This window comes from Pseudolysobacter antarcticus (assembly GCF_004168365.1).
Lineage (GTDB): Bacteria > Pseudomonadota > Gammaproteobacteria > Xanthomonadales > Rhodanobacteraceae > Pseudolysobacter > Pseudolysobacter antarcticus.
In genome coordinates, this window is the sequence record NZ_CP035704.1 from 2,507,954 (window position 1) to 2,524,166 (window position 16,213).

Genomic DNA, 16,213 nt, shown 5'->3' on the forward strand with positions numbered 1-16,213 from the left:
GTTCTAGCGCGCCGCCAATTCGATTCGCTGCTCGGTTTTGGCATCGAAAAAATGCAGCTTGTCGAGCGCAAATTCAAGCAGGATTTCATTACCGACCGTTGGCAAGATTTGCGGCGGAATGCGCGCGACGAGTTCCGAGCTGCCGCTGCGCATGTTGAGGAAAATCTCGTTGCCAACCGGCTCGATCACTTCGAGCTGCGCACGCAAACTGCCTCCGCTCTGACCTACTGTTTCGGTCATGCGCAAATGCAAATCTTCCGGGCGCACGCCGAGCACAATTTCCTGATCGACAAACTTTGCCAGCGCGCCATGCTGCAATGACAAATTACCGAGCGGCAATACGCCGTCCGCCATCTGCAGACGAGGCTCGACGCCTGCGATCAATCGACCGCGAAAAAAATTCATCGCCGGGCTGCCGAGAAAACCCGCGACAAACATATTCGCGGGTTTGTCGTACAAATACATCGGTGTATCGATCTGCTGGATCTCGCCATTTCGCATGACCACGATGCGATGACCGAGCGTCATCGCCTCGATCTGATCATGCGTGACGTAGATCATCGTCGTGCCGAGACTGCGATGCAGCTTGGCGATTTCGGTGCGCATCGACAAACGCAATTTTGCATCGAGATTCGACAGCGGCTCATCGAGCAGAAACACTTCCGGATCGCGTACCAGCGCCCGGCCGAGTGCGACACGCTGGCGCTGCCCGCCGGAAAGTTCGCGCGGACGCAACGGCAGCATTTCAGTAAGCCCGAGCATCTCGGCCGCCTTGCCGACCTGCGTTCGCGCATCGGCTTTGCTAGCACCACGCAGCTTCAAACCGAAGCCGAGATTTTCCGCCACGGTCATGTGCGGATACAACGCGTAATTCTGGAACACCATCGCGATATCGCGATCTTTCGGCGCAACATCGTTGACCACGCGACCATTGATCGACAACGTGCCGGACGTGACCGATTCCAGCCCCGCAATCATGCGCAACAGCGTGGATTTCCCGCAGCCGGATGGGCCGACCAGGACCAGCAATTCGGCGTCCTGCACTTCAAACGTGGCGCCGACGACGGCGATGTGACCGTTCTCGTAAGTCTTGCGTACCTGGTCTAGCTGCACATTTGCCATGCGAACTCACGGGTTCCTGTCGAGCCGAATCGAATGCACCGGAAAGGCGCTATAAATCACGAAGAGTTTCGGTTAATCTTCGCAATGTAATCGTTTTCATTTCTCGAAAATACCATCATCACGCAGGCTTGCCAATGACGCAACGCATTCAATTTCCGCCGAAATTCCTTTGGGGCAGCGCCACATCGGCGTATCAGATCGAAGGCTCGCCTCTGGCCGACGGCGCCGGGCCAAGTATCTGGCAACGTTTTGTGCATACGCCAGGCTTGGTGCGTGATGGCGATACCGGCGAAATGGCTTGCGATCATTATCGGCGCATGGAAAGCGATGTCGCCCTCATGAGCGAACTCGGCATGCAAGCGTATCGTTTCAGCATCGCCTGGAGCCGCGTTCTGCCCGAGGGCAAAGGCAAGGTCAACGCCGCCGGACTGGCGTTCTACGAGCGACTGGTCGATGCGCTGCTGAAGAACAATATCCAGCCGATGGTCACCCTCTATCACTGGGATATGCCGGCGGCGCTGGACGATCGTGGCGGCTGGCTCAATCCTGATATCGCCGGCTGGTTTGCTGATTACGCCAGCGTGGTATTCCGCAAGCTCGATGACCGCGTAAAACTGTGGGCGACCTTGAACGAACCGTGGGTCGTCACCGATGGCGGTTATCTGCACGGCGCGCTTGCGCCCGGGCACAAGAATCGTTTTGAAGCGCCGATCGCCACGCATCACCTGATGCGCTCGCATGGTGCCGCGGTGCAGGCGTATCGCGCCGAAGGCAAACATCAGATCGGGCTGGTAGTAAACATCGAACCAAAATATGCGGCGTCGGATTTACCGCAGGATATCGCGGCCACTGCGCGCGCCGAAGCGTACATGAATCGCCAGTACCTCGACCCGGCGATCTTCGGTACGTATCCCGGCGAACTCAAGGAGATTTTCGGCGAAGCGTGGCCGGAATGGCCGGAAGAAGATTACAAATTGATCAAGCAGCCGATCGATTTCCTTGGCGTGAATTACTACACGCGCAACGTCACGCGTCACGACGAAGCCTCATGGCCGCTGCGCGCGAGCCCGGTGCGACAGAAGTCCGCGACCTACACCGAAACCGGCTGGGAAGTTTATGCCCAAGGCCTCACCGACACGCTGACGTGGGTAAAACAACGTTACGGCGATATCCCGTTGTACGTCACCGAAAACGGCGCGGCATTTTTTGATCCACCGGTTGCCGAAAACGATCGCCTCGATGATCCGCTACGCGTGAATTATCTGCGCAAACATCTGCGTGCGATTCACAGCGCGATCGATGCCGGCGTCGATCTGCGCGGTTATTTTGTCTGGTCGCTATTAGACAATTTTGAGTGGTCGCTCGGCTATTCAAAACGCTTCGGCATCGTGCACGTGGATTTCGAAACACAGAAACGCACACCGAAAGCGAGCGCGCATTTTTATTCGAAGGTGATTGCGTCGCATGGGGATGTGCTATCTAATCCGGATTGATCCATCGTGATCATGTGACACCAATGCTTTGATTTGTTGTGTCAGCCAGAACTCAGACGCGAGGCGTTGCCCGTAGGGCCTCCAAATCCAAATGAAGCAACGTAACTCGCTAATGCTAGGTGCTCTGCTGGGAATTGCCGCAACGCTCGCAGTAAGGTTGCTTTGGGAAAATCGAGGTGATAGCGGATGCTCCACTGACACGAAGCGTTTGGATTCTCGAAACGGGCAATGGACAGCTACTCAAAAATACAAACAATGCGGATGGGGGTTCGGGCTAAGCGCCGATTTCGCGACTTTGCGTATTGATAAGCACGGCGAAAATGGATGGTTTCAGAATTTTGATCTTGATCTTGAGCTTGATCCAAATTCGTTCAGATCCCGAAGGTTGAGTGGAAAGACGACGGCACTCTTGAGATCCAAATTTACTCGCACGCCTACACGGGTAGCATCACATTGGTCGAAGTGCGTACCGCCAAGCACTTGAACAGTTTTCGGCAACCCAACTGCCGTATTTTGGCAATTGGGTTGCACGCTTTTGCCAAGCAATTGACCAATGGTCAACAGGTTGCCTATTTTTGGCAGTTTATAGGCGGACTCGCCCTGTACCGGTCAGCATGATCAGCAGTTGCCGTAGTGGTAGATCACCATACCGCGCGTGAACAAATCCGCCCCGCGGGTCGTCCGACGACCGGCTACTCTCGGCCAGAACCGGGCACTGGAAGGCCGAATCCGCTCGCCCGTGACCTGTCATTCGGAACCTGAGCTCGCATCCTTTGACTCCCAGAGGGCGCCGTCGGTACTTTGATCACTCGGCGAACTTCTTGATCGCCCCCGCGCTGATCGGCGCAAAGAAGTTGATCAAGTTACCGTCCGGATCCCGAAACAGGAGCGAACGGTTTCCCCAGGGCATCGTTGTCGGCGCCTGAACAAGGGAATCGTTAATCACGTCCGCCAACTTTCGGAACTCGGCATCCACATCGCTCACACGAAACTCGATGATGGCGGTCTGGTTGTCAGCTGGACGGGCTATTTCCCCGCCGAATACCTGCAAGGTGCGCGCGCTGCCGATCGCAAGGGTACAGGCGGGCGTTTTCAGCTCCCCGAAATCCTCGGTGTACATCGTCACGGCGATGCCGGTGATCTGCTCATAGAAGCGTGCTAGCCGTTTGATATCGGCGGTGATGATGCGGATAGAGACTAAATTCATGGGGCTTGTCCTTGGGCAGAGTGGGACCGCGACGCGGCGAAGGGTTGTTTTACGCCAGGCCTACTGACAGCATGGTGTCAGTAGAGTGGCAGCATGCTGTTTGCTGAGGAGAAAGTTGTGCGCCGTGCCGATCGACTGTTTCAGATCATCCAGGTCCTGCGGCGGTCGCGCCAGCCAGTCACCGCTAGCCAGCTAGCGGTGGAGCTGGAAGTGTCGCAGCGCTCGATTTACCGGGATATCGCTGATCTCATTGGGCAGCGAGTACCTATCCGTGGCGAGGCAGGAATTGGCTACCTTCTCGACCGCGACTTCGACATGCCACCGCTGATGCTCACGCCTGATGAGTTGGAGGCGGCAGTGCTCGGCGCGCAATGGGTAGCGGGCCGGGGCGACGCCGTGCTGGCGCGCGCTGCGCGCGATCTTATCGCCAAGATCGCGTCGGCCGTGCCCGCGCGCCTGCGCCCCTTCATCTCCGAGCCAAGCATCGGTGTGCCGAAGAGCCGAGTCATGGCTGCTGATGGACTTGACATCACCAGGACCCGGTCGTGGATCGGCAGCGGGAGAAAAATTCGGATCCGTTACAAAGACGAGCAATCGCGCGAGACCGAGCGCACCATTTGGCCGACGATCATCGGCTACGCGGAGACCGTGCGCCTCCTGGCCGCCTGGTGCGAGCTGCGTCAGGGTTTCCGCCACTTCAGGACGGACCGCATCGTATCCGCCGAATTCCTACCTGAGCCATCTGGATGCCGCCCCGGAGAGCTCCGAGCACGTTGGCAACGCTTCATGGAGTCGGAGCGCGGCATTGGCCCGCCGTAGCGGCGCATTGCGATTCGCCAAAGCAGCCACTCGCGACCGGCGCAAATGGGCACAAAGCGGTCAGACGGCTTCACCACATGTCATCGCTCGCTGAGCCCAGCCAACCTCACCTGAAAGATTGGTCAGGCCCTTATGCCTTGAATGGTCAACGGGCTGGCGACGGTGGTCAGTTAGGCCGCCGGCTGTGGTCAGTTTCGCTGGCGAAGCTGGTCAGTTGCTGTGGCAAAAGTGGGCAAGCGGCTGGCGTTTTGCATCGAAGATGGGCTGCACCTAATTCGAACTTATGTTCCGTAACGAAGTTCAGCCAAGACTTGCTCGATGACATACTCACAGGGTTCGGCGTTGCCCGGCGCTAGACTGTAGCCAGCGCTTTCAAAACCGCATCAGCGCGTATCGGAAGATGCCGCAGACGCGCGCCGATCGCAGCGAAGATCGCGTTGCCGATCGCCGGGCCGACAACCGTCGTCGCCGGCTCACCCAATCCGACCGGTGATTCGCTGCTGGCGATGAATTCGATGTCCATTTCCGGCACGTCGCGCATGCGCAGCGGCGTGTAGGTATTGAGGTTCGTGTCCTTGACCTGGCCGTTCGCGAATTCCGTGCCTTCGTGCAGCGCCATGCTTGCGCCCCACAACGATGCGCCTTCGACCTGCGCCAACGCGCCGTCAGGATGCACGATGGTACCGGCATCAATCACGACGATCAGTTTTTCGAGCTTGACCACGCCGGTTTTGCGATCGACTTTGACACGCGCGACGCAGGCGGTCCAGGTTGGCATATCGCGTTCCTGGCCGAACGATGTGGCGATGCCAAGCCCAGTATCTATCGGCAATACTCCGCCCCACCCGGCTTTTTCCGCAGCACGTTTGACCACGTTCGCCTGACGCGCGGCGCCACCGACGGCGCTCTTGTCGTCGCCGGAATTCTTGCCCTTAGCATCAAGCAGCGACAGACGGAATTTGACCGGATCGATACCTGCCGAGTGCGCCGCTTCGTCCATGAAACTTTCGAGCGCCCAGTTGGTCCAGCCCGGTCCGACCGAACGCAGCCAGCCCGGACGAAAGGTATTGTTGGCAAGATCGTTCGAGATCGCACGGACGCGATGTGCACCGACCGAATACCAGTGATCCGCACCGGAAATCGAGAACGGATCGTACGGCTCGCCGTTCTTGCCCTTCGGCATGAAACTCGGAATCATCACCTGCGTCGGCCAGCCGGCGCTGGCGTGATGTTCCATGCCGATCACCCTGCCGCCGTCGCCGAATGCCATGCGCACTTTTTGCACCGATGCCGAGCGCGGCGAATCGAAACGCACATCGTCGGGCCGCGTGAAAACCAGTTTGACCGGTTTGCCGATCGCCTTCGAGGCGAGCGCCGCCGGCACCGCGTAATCTCCATTTAGTCGACGCCCGAAACCGCCACCGAGCAAATACGTGCGCATCACCACTTTGTCTTCGCCGACGGCCAGCGCTTTCGCCAGCGTCGGCAGGATGAGCGACTGCCATTGATTGCCGGTATGGATTTCCCAGATGCCGTTTTTCTCGAACGCTAATGCGTTAAGTGGTTCGAGCTGGAAATGCAAAACGGTACTCGTGGTATAGATTTGTTCGAGTTTGGATTTTGCCGCCGCAAACGCCTGTTCGACGCCATCGTCGGCGACCACCAGCGATCCGCCTTTCGCATCATCGACGAGTTTTCGGCCGTGATCGAGGATGTCTTTTTCCGAAACCTTCGCGGCATCGCCAGAAGTCCACACCACTTTTACTTTATCTGCCGCGCGATCCGCCGCAACGAACGAATCGGCGAACACCACGACCCAACCCGGCACCGTGTCGGACGGATCTTCGAGCGCGATACTCTTGATATAACCCTTGATACCCTTGGCTGCGGAATCGTCGATCGAAACGACCTTGCAACCGTTGCGCGTCGGCGGCAATTTCGGTCTTGCGAACACCATGCCCTCGACTTCGGCATCAAGTCCATAACGCGCGGTGCCGTTAGTCTTGGACGGAATATCGATGGCCTTCGCCGCCGTACCGATCAGTTTGCGATCGGCGGCTTTCTTGATCGGCATCGCCTTCAATTCATCGGCGCTGTAGGTGCGCGTGATATTGCCCTTGCGCACGATATCGGCGTAACTGATCGACTTGCTGCCGGAACTCACGACGCTGTTCTGCGCCTTGCAGCTTTCCTTCGAAACCCCCAGCAATTTCGCGGCTTCTTCGATCAGCGCCGTTCGCCCAGCCGCGCCGGCTTGACTCAACATCGCAAAACTTTGCCACACCGACCAACTGCCGCCGGTCACCATGAGGCCCCATTTCGGATCGGTATCGACGGCGTTGATGCGCACCGAATCCCAGTTCACTTCGAGCTCGTCGGCGACGATGCGCGCGAGCGCGGTGCCGACATGCTGGCCCATTTCGGCGCGCATGATGTTGACCGTGATGATGCCATCGTGATCGATGTGATACCAGATCGTCGGCTCGAAACTCCGGTCTGCAACCGCAGCGGCGGGATCGGCAAATACCGCGCCGGGCCGCAAAAATGCGAGTGTGAATCCGGCACCCGCGGCACCGATCAGAAAGCCGCGACGCGACAATTGCACGACATCTTCTGCGATATCTTTTTGCGGCTTGGCGAGGTCGATATCGACTAACTTAGTCATGGGTGATCGCCTCTGCAGCGGTGACGCCAGCCATTTCGATGGCGGCGAGTTTGATCGCCCGGCGAATGCGCGCATAGGCCATGCAGCGGCACAAGTTGCCGCTCATAATGTTGTCGATATCGGTGTCCGTCGGATGCGGATAATCCTTGAGCATCGATGCCGCCTGCATGATCTGGCCGGACTGGCAATAACCGCATTGCGGCGTCTGCGTTTCGATCCACGCTTTCTGCAACGGATGCTGCCCCGCCGGATCGAGGCCTTCAATGGTGACGATGGTCGAGTCAGCGATCGCGCTCAGCGGCGTAATGCACGAGCGCATCGCACGGCCATCAATGTGCACGGTACACGCACCGCACATGCCGATACCGCAGCCGAACTTGGTGCCCTTGATTCCGACAATATCGCGGATCACCCATAGCAGTGGCGTGTCGTCGGCTGCATCGACCGAGACGGTCTGGCCGTTGATAGTGAACTTGGTCATGGCTGAAAAATCTCTGGGCAAGATTGCATGCGTGATTCTCGAGTTCGATCAGCTGCCGTGCTTGCGGATTTTGGCGACGGTTTGCGGCAGGTCTTTCCATTCCGGCTGATCGCTGCGCGTACGACGCAAATAAGCCGCCAGCGTGGCGACCTCCGCATCATCGAAGGTATTGGCGAAGCCCGGCATGAATACCACGGGCATGCCGTCTTTCTTGCTGATGCCTTCGAGAATCACGTGGATCAGGTTGGCCGGATCGGGGCCGCTGATCGCGCTATTGAGCGCGAGTTCGGGGCGCACCGCGAGTGGTGTGGTACCGCCGTTGTAGTGGCATGACGCGCACGCGGCAACATAGAGACTGGCCCCATCCGCGCTGTCATCACGAACGTCGCGATGCGCCAAGTTCATGGCTTTAACGAGTGATTGATCGGCGCTCCCGACTCGCGCTGCCGAGTTGTTGATATCGGCGAAATACGTGGCGATGGCATGCACATCGTTATCGCCGAGTTTTGCCAGGCTGTCGTGCACAACTTCGGACATCGAGCCCGCCGCGGTGCCATGCAATGCGGTCGCGCCGCTGCGCAGATATACGAACAATTCGTCGGCCGTCCACGGCATCGGCGATGTATTCGCCGCACTCAATGCCGGCGCGAACCAGCCTTCAATAGCGGCGCCGGCATACGCGGCACCGGACTTTTCCGCCCCGAGACTATTGCGCGGCGTATGGCACGAGGCGCAATGCCCCAAACCCTCGGCGAGATACGCGCCGCGATTCCATTCCTCACTCTTGCTCGCATCGGGCTGATAAACACCTTTACTGAAAAACAGCAGTTTCCAGCCAGCTTGCAACGCGCGAACACTCAGTGGAAATGGCAACTGGTTCGGTATCGCCGCGGCAGCCACTGCCTGACGCGTCATGAGAAACGCATACAACGCGTGGATATCCTCGTCGCGCACCTTGGTGAAATGATCGTACGGAAATGCCGGAAACATCTGCGAACCATCGCGCATCACGCCTTCGTGCATGGCGCGTGCAAACGCGGCTTCGGACCAGCGTCCGATGCCAGTATCCGGATCGGGCGTGATATTGGTCGAAAAAATCTTGCCGAAACCACTATCAAATCCCACCCCGCCGGCATACAGTTTGCCGGCTCCGGCAGTATGGCAACTCAAGCAGTTTCCGGCGCCGGCAAGCACCTCACCTTTTGCGATCAGATCAGCAGGAAATTGCGCGGCGGCAACAGGATCGATCGGATCGAGCGCCGGTCGCCACGCCAGCACAAAAATGCCGACCACACCGATAACAACAAGTGCGAGCAAGCCTTTAAACAGACGTCTGACCAAGGCGGGTCTCCGATTGGATTTTGAGCTGATCGCATCACTGGCACGCAGCTAATGGTGCCAATGCGACGGCCAGCCGACTCTACTCCAATGCGAATCCTCTTGGCGAGTAGCGATGCGCAAAAGCGGTGTTGCCGGAATCCATCCCGGCAGCACCTTCTGCGCTGGCAATGCTCAATTTTCCTTCTGCATGTTCTGAAAAAGAAAAGCCAGGCCAAGCAAAATTATGAGCGCGGCTAGCAACGGCAACAATTGCACTGTTGTGATTCCTGATAGCGCCAACACAGCCAGCAACGCCACGCCGAAACCACCGCCGGTCATCAGCAATCGTTGCAGGCGCAATCGTTTCGGGCGGCATTCTTTCATTCCAAAAATTACGACGATAATGAGCAGCACAGCAAATACGATCGCGCTGATAACGAGAGCGGTTCCAGCAAGCACACCGAGTGCTGCGAGCAATCCGGCAAATAATACCGAGCCGACCCACTCGCACAACTTGCAGGCGGCACTGGTTTTCCAGTTGCCGGAGGATGTCGGACCAATCTGGTTCGAGTCCCCGCCGAGCGCATCGACTCTGCCAGCGATTTGTTCGAGGTAACGACGGAAGACCAGATGCCAGCGATTCTCGTGAGGTATACCCAGACCGATCCAGCGCAATACCGACAACAGGCGTTGCTCCGGTTCGAGCAACGCTTCTTTGGTACTGACAGGAATATTCAGCTGGAACGATCCGATCACGCGCCGCCATTGCACGACATCGTGCGATGCGCTGTGTCGGCCCGGCGCGGTATTGGCGGGCAGCGTGCTGATTGCATTCGTGATCTGGCGCGACACCACCTTGAAATGTTCGCCCTTGCGTACCGTGTTTGGAACATCGATGGTCATCAGTCCGGCATGGTTCGACCCGGTGCCAGCGGGGATCGGAATGTAACTGATACCCGCCGCCTTGCAGATGAGCGTGTGATCGTCTTGACGTGCGAGTTCGTGATGCGAATAAAGGTGATTCGCGGTATTCAAAATATCCTGTGCGCTCAACCCCGGCAGATAAATACTCGCAGTCGTACCCTCGGGCACATTGCCCCAGTCGATCATCAGTTCATCCGGCATCTGGTTGGCCGGCAGCCCCGCCGCAGTCGGCTTGATATCGAAGGTGTACGGCACGAGATGCGGCGATGCCACGCCCACGACATTCAGATTCCGCTGGGCGAGTTTATCGGACAGTGACGGACTGATACCCGCGGCAATCTGCGGTTCTGGCGGGTCGAGCTTGATCTCCGCGACGAGGCATTGATGTTTGTTTTTTATCGCCTGCTGGATCGATTGCACGGGCGTGAACGGGCCTGCCGCAGACGCAGGTTGCGCTGGCAGCACCGGCACGTTCTGATTGATATCCAGCCAGCAACCGAAATACGCCTGCACTTCCGCTCCACTGCCATCGGCGGGTATCGGATTGCCGAGCGGCCCGACGTTGGATGGATCCGTTTGCGCATTCAAGCCGTTCGGATGTGTGGGATCGACTCGCGGCGCAGCGAAGCACGGAATGGAAACAACCTCGCCATTCACCACACCCAGCAGCGGGATTTTATTGCCGCCGATTCCGCCGCTGGCGTAAGTGCTGGTGGGCTGATATTCGGTCGATGTGGTCGATGCCTGGAACAGCCGAAAAAATACGCGCACGTTTGGCGCCGGTGTCGCGAGCGCGCGATAACGCACACGCGCGATCGCAAAATTGTAGACCGGTGTCGGACCGATGCTACCGGCTATTTCCACCGTAGCCGTATCCTGGTGCGCGACCAGATCGAGATCGAACGGATGGTTCGGCGCACGCGCTAGCAGCGGATCGTTGTATTGGGTCAGCAAGCGCTGGATAAAATCATTCGGCCCGGCGTTGAGCACCACGCTGGCGGTATTCGGCAAGGCGGCATTGTTCAAAACCTGACACACCTGCAGATCGACCGAAAGCCACGAAACCGCGCCATCGATTTCATACGGATTGGGCTGTTTGGTCAGTGTGATCGGTGCCGCCGCCGACATCGTGATGCCGATGCTGGTCGGCAACGATGCAGTCATAAAAACGGATAAAATCTCCTGCGTGAAATCGGTGCTCGCATCGAACTGCAGCGTATAAGTCCAGGTGAAACGCTGCGGCCCGGCGACCAGCGTATTGCCTGCGGTGCTGCAGGAAGTCGCATGTGCAGTGACCTTACCAAGTGCGGGGCTGAAGGTGATTGCGGGTTTTATGTCGGGCACGCCAACCAGCGTCGCCGCGCTGATGCCGAGTTCCTCGTGGCGGAATCCGTCGATGACGACATAAAAAGCCGCCTCAACTTTGGCCGGCGCAGAAACGTGCAACATCGCATCGATTTCATCCTTGCCGAAGGTGTTGCGATCGGTCGTAAGCACACAGCTTTGTATGCTGCTGCGCACCCACAAGCAAAACGCCAGCAGGCCCGCGGTGATCTCGGCGATGATGTTCTGCATCTCGCTGTACGGCGGCTGGAATTCGGTGCCCCACTCCAGCGTATACGCCATGACGTTACGCTTGCTCGCATCGACAAAATGCCGGCTGTAAGCGTAGTCGTCGGAAGCGCCAGCGGTGGGATAAAGTCCCACAGATTGTTCGACCAGATACGAAGTGCCACGCACCGCTTTTATACCGGCAGAAAAGGCATTGGCGAGACCGACCCGCGGCGGAAGATCACTCGGCGGAATGTATTCCTGGTACGCCGCATGGCCAGTTTGCCCGAGTGCGTCGAGAATGCCACGCACGCTGTTGTACGCCGGGTTCTGAAAATTCTTGCTAGGGTCGGTTTGCTGGTTATCGTCGTCGCCCCAGCTGTACAAGATATCCTGACCGTAACTGTGCAGGTCGATGAAATAACCGATGTTCGGAAAGCTATCTTGCAGCCATTGCACGTTGCGCGTTTCGGGTTCGGAAAATGCGCTGGGACCGTGATAGACATCGTGATCGCACGGATTGGCCGAACACGAAACCGTGGAGGTCGGCGCGAACTGCGTTTGAAAATCCCAGAGGAAATCGAAATTGCGATTCAGGTCAACGCCGACGCAACTACCGGCGCCTGAATTCGGCGCAAGGGTGCGACGATTTTTTCGCCACATCGCTTCGCTGTTCATGCTGTAGTTTCGGCCGTCAGGATTGGCCTGCGGAAAAACATAGATGTCGAGATCATCGACGATGGTTTTTATCTCGAATGCAAGAAACGTCTTCGCACCGAGCGTGATGCCGGTGCCATTCAAATACGCCTGTTCGAGCTGCTCGACAAAATTGATGAGGATGTCGGAACTGCCCCACTCGCGCGAATGGATGCCGCCGAGAAAAAAAACACCGGGGCGTCCGCTGTCACTGCCATTGGCAATCTTGATCGCATTGCATTGACGCCCTTCCCAGCTCAGGTTGGGCAGTGGAACGAGTTGGGTGAAACCGGCATATGGCGCTGAGGCCGCCAGCGCGAGCGCGGATTCCACTTCGGCAACATTCAGGTAAGGCATGATTTTCCTCCTTAAAAATTCAAGGCCGCAGACTCAGCGTGGCCGTCCGTTTTCGTAGCGATTGCCCTGCCCGACTTCTTGTTGGCGGGCCTTGCCAGTGGCATCGACATCTTCATGTTGCTCGACGCTGTAGCCTGCTTGTCGCAGGCGTTGGATGTCGGTTTCCTCGACAATGGCGTGAACCACCAGACCCATCGCCTTGTCGCGATGCGAACCGTGATCCAAAACCTGAATCTGGTACACCTTGACCAAATCGGCCATGGCTTGGCCGCTGTCGTTGGATATCGTGATGCGATAACGTGCCATGGGATGAACCCTCCTGGTTGCGGGCAAATGCTAGGGCTGGTTCTCTCAGGAATGCCCGCTTGCGCTGGTAGTACTGCCATCAGCGACTGGATCGACGTTGCATTGCGGTGCAACGTCGATCCGGCGCCGTCCTGTATCAGGATCGATCGTAACCGCCGTCCTTGACGGTATGCTGCTGATCGGCACTGACGCTCGGCAGTAACGCACCATCCTTTATCGCGATGTAGCTGGCCGACACTTTGTGCGCACCGGGCTTGAGGCTTGTAGTTTTCCATTGCGCCTGACCGTTCGCATCGAGCCGCACGGGGCGGCCGACCTTTTTGCCGTCGATGCTGAATTGCACGCTGCCAGCCGGCGCACGATCGTTGGTTGCCACGGCGCGCGAGACCGTGGCGGTGAAGATCACCGGTTCGCCGGGCTTGCTCGGATCGCGGTCATCGCTGAGTGTGATGCGGGTCGAGTTGGCCTGAATCTGCTGGGTCAACGCGTAGGTTTTGCCGAACTCGAGATTGCCCGTGACCATTACATCGAAGACGCAATTGTTGTGTGCGTTTTCGCCGGCGACCGGTCGACAGACACGCTCGGCGATATCCTGGTTGACCGGACGTGCTGGTTTGGATTCCGGCAACACGCACGGTGGTTTTTCCAGCGGCCAGCTGCGCACCGTGAACGACTCGGTCGACTTGCCCGGCGCGTAATCGAACAGGGTGGTCTTGTCGGTCACGCGCCATGCATCGGCAAACTTCTGGTAGAGATCGACATAACGCTGATGCAGCGCTGCAGGCATCGCACCCATCGAGCTGCCATCCGGCAATGCCGGCAGCCAGTTATCCGGCGCGATCGCACCCGCAATGCCACCGGTCGGGAAACTGCCCGGAGACGCGCCATCGCTGGATGGCGGACGAACGACATCCACATTCAGAAACCACTTGGCCTGATCTGCCCACCAACCCGGCGTGACATACAACACGCTGCTGTCCGGGAAAACAATTTCCAGCCCGCCCGCCGCTGCGGTTTTTGCGATACGACCACCGCCAGCGAGATCGTGACCGCTCGCTCCCAAGGTCGTCAGCACGCCATCCACGCGCAACTGCAAGCCGCTTGGATCCGGCACGCCGCTGAGATTGGGTTCATAGGTGACGCGATGTTTGCTGACGCGCGCCGCCACTGCAGTATTCAGACTGACGCAAGTGGCGAGCCCGTCGTGCGCATCGGCACCTGGATTGAAGGTGGTCGCAATCGGTGTCTGCCGCGTCTGGATTTCGAGGCCATCCGCATCCCGCAGTGAAACGAACTCGCCCGCACTTTGAAAATCATAATGCACACCATTGGCCGTGGTGATATGCGGATCGCCATCCAGTCCCAGACTGCCGGTGTTGCCGGGATCGAGCCAGTCCTTGAGGCGCGTGGCCGAAGTGCCACCACCGTTCCAGCTGACGCTCAGACGACCGTAATAATCGTGCAGATCCGCGCCACCGCAAATCGACGGTCCGCCGTGCAACTGGCCGATGCAACGCTGGTTGCTGGCATTGAATAGACACGACCCCGATGAGCCAGGTTCGGTCACACCCGAATTCCACAGCACACGCCAGTGATTGCCAGCAGGATCGTGTGTGGGCGAATTGTAGGCAGTCGTATCCGCGGCACTATTGGCGAAGCTGATCGCCTTTACATCGGCGGCAGGATGATGAATGCCGACTTCCGAAGGCGGTATCGCGCCTGTCGCATCCCAGCCTGCGTAGAAAACATTGAAGCTCGGGTCAGGTTTCGCATCCAGTTCAAAAAGCAGGAAATCGCTGGGTGCGTAGCTCGCGCGGAACGTCGATCCCGACTGATTGTCAGCAGTCGAACCCGGGCCGTGGGTGCCGCAGGTCGTCGCCTCGTAGTTCCAGTACACCACGATCGTCGCATCGCTGGTGCTGTCCACGCCGCAATGATTTGCCGAGAGGAAATACGGCTTGAAATCGTGTGCGGTATCGTTGAGCAAGGTGCCGGTGCAATCGGCCGTTCCGTTCTTGGTGTAAACGCCGACCGCGCGTATTTGTTTGCGCCACGGATCGCCGACCGGACAAACCACGTCGTTCTCGCAGGTGCCTTCGGTGCCACCGCCGGGAACGTTTTTCTCGAACCCGCGATAACCCTGATTGATCTTGCCGATTTCGATCACCGGTTGCGAACCGCCGGCTGGCGCAAAGACTTCCACGACGATTTCGTCGCCCTGAATCACCGGTGTCCACAAGCTGCCGAGATGGCTGCGATTACGCGCGGTGTAAGGACCTTCCACCGCGGTGTGCGCAGGGTTGTAGATCCACAGTTTTGCACCCTCGGGCAGGTCGAACCGGGTGATGCCGAGACTGAGGCTTTTAGCGCCGGGCGAATTGATACGCAAACGCCAGAGGCGACCATCGGCTAGCGTTTGCCAAGTGCCGGCCTTGTCCAACGTATACGCCTGATCCGCTGCAACGGCGAAACGATGCGGGCCTGGACGCTGCAGATCCTTGCCGCGATCACGGTCCTCTGCAAGCAGGCGTTCAATATTGATTTTCGGCAGAACCTTGCGTTCGACCTGTTCCTGCGACTTGTCTTTCAGCGAGAAACTCCTGGGCTCCTCGTACATCTTGGCGTGCCCTGGAACCGCGAATGCCGAAACCAGAACCGCCACGGAGAACATGCGCACCAGCAAACTGCCACACGCACGAAATCCTTTCACACACCATTTGCTTTTCATCGCTCACTCCTTGTCATGCGAAGATGCCGCTTGACTGCGCATGCCACATCCATCAGCAGCGCAGCAACGGCCGGCAAAAGCTACTCTTGCGTAGTAACTGGTGCAACGCGATACGGCATTAGGCGCGCTAATGAATTCACAAACCGTTGACATCCCAAGTTGCTTACTCGAATGCAGCCGAGTTTGGCTTCGCCAGCTGCTAACAAGCACACTAAATTAAACATTATTTCTATTGGCTATTTTATGGATACAAGATCGAGTTAAACGCTGACAGAGCACTGCATCGAGCTACAATCCGCTGATCTTGTTTGCCTGTAACGTTTGCAGTCGGTAAAAAACCCGAGAAAATTCCATGCCAAGCGATCTTCTGTCGGCACAGATCGCGTTCGGAGCTAAATCACTATTGATCCGTGACAGATTGAAGACACTCGACTAATAAAATATGAGGCGACTTGCTCAATAAAATAACCCTGATGCCCGCTCGTGGGCCAATCAAGTAAATGCGGGGAGCACCCTTATCTTTAGTAAGGCTTGAAATTTTTGT

The 16,213-nt window shown here is 57.8% G+C and carries 10 protein-coding genes; 2 read left to right on the forward strand and 8 right to left on the reverse strand.

Translation table 11 applies throughout. The features are described from left to right. Nucleotides 1-3: 3 nt before the first annotated feature. A complete protein-coding gene (locus ELE36_RS10660) occupies nucleotides 4-1,122 on the reverse strand; it encodes an ABC transporter ATP-binding protein (protein WP_129833138.1) in 1,119 nt (372 codons plus the stop codon). 134 nt (nucleotides 1,123-1,256) lie between these two features. On the opposite strand from ELE36_RS10660, the gene ELE36_RS10665 reads away from it, so the two are divergent. Next, nucleotides 1,257-2,615 (forward strand): GH1 family beta-glucosidase, encoded by a 1,359-nt coding sequence (locus ELE36_RS10665; RefSeq protein WP_129833140.1) that lies wholly within the window; start codon nucleotides 1,257-1,259, stop codon nucleotides 2,613-2,615. Nucleotides 2,616-3,420: 805 nt separating this feature from the next. On the opposite strand, the gene ELE36_RS10670 is transcribed toward ELE36_RS10665, so the two are convergent. Continuing rightward, complete coding sequence (locus ELE36_RS10670) at nucleotides 3,421-3,822, reverse strand: VOC family protein (RefSeq protein WP_129833142.1); 402 nt, start codon at nucleotides 3,820-3,822, stop codon at nucleotides 3,421-3,423. A 93-nt stretch (nucleotides 3,823-3,915) separates the two neighbouring features. On the opposite strand from ELE36_RS10670, the gene ELE36_RS10675 reads away from it, so the two are divergent. Next, on the forward strand, nucleotides 3,916-4,641 hold the full coding sequence (locus ELE36_RS10675) for a helix-turn-helix transcriptional regulator (RefSeq protein WP_207215753.1): 726 nt from the start codon (nucleotides 3,916-3,918) through the stop codon (nucleotides 4,639-4,641). Between the two features lie 352 nt (nucleotides 4,642-4,993). Here ELE36_RS10675 and ELE36_RS10680 read toward each other — a convergent pair whose 3' ends face one another. The 6 genes from ELE36_RS10680 to ELE36_RS10700 form a co-directional block, all read right to left on the reverse strand. Continuing rightward, nucleotides 4,994-7,306 carry a xanthine dehydrogenase family protein molybdopterin-binding subunit gene (locus ELE36_RS10680; RefSeq protein WP_129833144.1) on the reverse strand — a complete coding sequence of 771 codons (2,313 nt, stop codon included), beginning with the start codon at nucleotides 7,304-7,306 and terminating at the stop codon, nucleotides 4,994-4,996. Then, a complete protein-coding gene (locus ELE36_RS10685; protein ID WP_129833146.1) occupies nucleotides 7,299-7,787 on the reverse strand; it encodes a (2Fe-2S)-binding protein in 489 nt (162 codons plus the stop codon). Before ELE36_RS10685 ends, ELE36_RS10680 begins: the two co-directional genes overlap by 8 nt. A 48-nt stretch (nucleotides 7,788-7,835) precedes the next feature. After that, complete coding sequence (locus ELE36_RS10690; RefSeq protein WP_129833148.1) at nucleotides 7,836-9,128, reverse strand: c-type cytochrome; 1,293 nt, start codon at nucleotides 9,126-9,128, stop codon at nucleotides 7,836-7,838. A gap of 171 nt (nucleotides 9,129-9,299) precedes the next feature. Next, on the reverse strand, nucleotides 9,300-12,635 hold the full coding sequence (locus ELE36_RS10695) for a M14 family metallopeptidase (RefSeq protein WP_207215754.1): 3,336 nt from the start codon (nucleotides 12,633-12,635) through the stop codon (nucleotides 9,300-9,302). Nucleotides 12,636-12,668: 33 nt separating this feature from the next. Then, on the reverse strand, nucleotides 12,669-12,941 hold the full coding sequence (locus tag ELE36_RS20525; protein WP_207215755.1) for a hypothetical protein: 273 nt from the start codon (nucleotides 12,939-12,941) through the stop codon (nucleotides 12,669-12,671). 136 nt (nucleotides 12,942-13,077) lie between these two features. Beyond that, nucleotides 13,078-15,669, reverse strand: a complete 2,592-nt coding sequence (locus tag ELE36_RS10700; RefSeq protein ID WP_129833150.1) for an Ig-like domain-containing protein — start codon at nucleotides 15,667-15,669, stop codon at nucleotides 13,078-13,080. Nucleotides 15,670-16,213: the final 544 nt, after the last annotated feature.

What these genes read in the sequence shown, in the direction of transcription:
- ELE36_RS10660 (WP_129833138.1), bottom strand. Translation starts at nt 1,122, where the DNA reads ATGGCAAATGTGCAGCTAGACCAGGTACGCAAGACTTACGAGAACGGT.
- ELE36_RS10665 (WP_129833140.1), top strand. Translation starts at nt 1,257, where the DNA reads ATGACGCAACGCATTCAATTTCCGCCGAAATTCCTTTGGGGCAGCGCC.
- ELE36_RS10670 (WP_129833142.1), bottom strand. Translation starts at nt 3,822, where the DNA reads ATGAATTTAGTCTCTATCCGCATCATCACCGCCGATATCAAACGGCTA.
- ELE36_RS10675 (WP_207215753.1), top strand. Translation starts at nt 3,916, where the DNA reads ATGCTGTTTGCTGAGGAGAAAGTTGTGCGCCGTGCCGATCGACTGTTT.
- ELE36_RS10680 (WP_129833144.1), bottom strand. Translation starts at nt 7,306, where the DNA reads ATGACTAAGTTAGTCGATATCGACCTCGCCAAGCCGCAAAAAGATATC.
- ELE36_RS10685 (WP_129833146.1), bottom strand. Translation starts at nt 7,787, where the DNA reads ATGACCAAGTTCACTATCAACGGCCAGACCGTCTCGGTCGATGCAGCC.
- ELE36_RS10695 (WP_207215754.1), bottom strand. Translation starts at nt 12,635, where the DNA reads ATGCCTTACCTGAATGTTGCCGAAGTGGAATCCGCGCTCGCGCTGGCG.
- ELE36_RS20525 (WP_207215755.1), bottom strand. Translation starts at nt 12,941, where the DNA reads ATGGCACGTTATCGCATCACGATATCCAACGACAGCGGCCAAGCCATG.
- ELE36_RS10700 (WP_129833150.1), bottom strand. Translation starts at nt 15,669, where the DNA reads ATGAAAAGCAAATGGTGTGTGAAAGGATTTCGTGCGTGTGGCAGTTTG.